Origin of the sequence: Klebsiella sp. HMSC16C06 (genome assembly GCF_001808325.1) — a bacterium.
Lineage (GTDB): Bacteria > Pseudomonadota > Gammaproteobacteria > Enterobacterales > Enterobacteriaceae > Klebsiella > Klebsiella variicola.
On sequence record NZ_KV793018.1, the window covers coordinates 1 to 1,001 of the forward strand.

At 60.6% G+C, this 1,001-nt stretch carries 1 protein-coding gene; it reads left to right on the forward strand.

Annotation, left to right across the window (positions count from 1 at the left end; genetic code table 11):
- Positions 1–1,001 (forward strand): carbohydrate porin (locus tag HMPREF3142_RS22410; RefSeq protein WP_070612637.1); only part of this gene is annotated, 1,001 nt, incomplete at both ends.

Sequence of the window (1,001 nt, forward strand, 5' to 3'; positions counted from 1 at the left end):
CAGGAACAGATCGACGCCATCGTCGCCAAAGCCGTTGATAAAGCGCTGGCCGACCGCCAGGCGAAAATCGACGCCGCGGCCAACAAAAAGGTCGACGTGATCACCAACCCGCAGACCACCGCCGCCTCGCCGGATATGGCCATTCCGTTCGGCCTCAAGTTCAGCGGCTATGCCCGCTATGGCGCCCACTTCCAGACCGGCGACCAGAAATATGTCGGCGTCGACGGCTCCTATAACGGCGCCTCGGCGATAGGCCGTCTCGGCAACGAAAGCAACGGCGGCGAATTCCAGATCAGCAAGGCCTTCAAAAGCGCGCAGGGGGCTATCTGGGATCTCAACGTGATGTTCGACCACTGGAGCGACGAAGTTAACCTGAAGAAGGCCTACGTCGGCGTCACCAACGTGCTGGAATCCAACCCCAACGCCTATATCTGGGCCGGCCGCGACTTCCACCAGCGTCCGCAACAGGGGATCAACGACTACTTCTGGATGAACCACGACGGCCAGGGCGCCGGGGTGAAGAACTTTGATATCGGCGGCGTGCAGTTTGACGTGGCGACGGTGTCGCAGGTGAAATCCTGTAGTCCGGAAGTGATGGCAGACGAGACCAACCCGTCGCGTATCACCTGTACCGGCAGCTCCGACACCGGCGACAACGGCCACTACGCGCTGACCACCAAAACCCACAACATCAAGGCCGGGCCGATCGACGTCGAGGTGTACGCCAACTACGGCTTTGACTCGAAGGCGGTGGACAGCGACGCGCGCCTCGAAGCCTGGCAGGGCGGCCTGGTGCTGAGCCACACCAACGACAGCGGGGTGAACAAGGTGATCCTGCGCTACTCCGACAACTCGGATAACAGCGTCTATAACAAAACCGACGACCTGACCACGGTCTACGCCAGCTTCGAGGGCAGCCATAAGTTCACCCAGCAGGCGCAGATCGAATACCTGCTGGCTTTCCATGACTACGACAACGGCAAGGACAACACCGACAACCG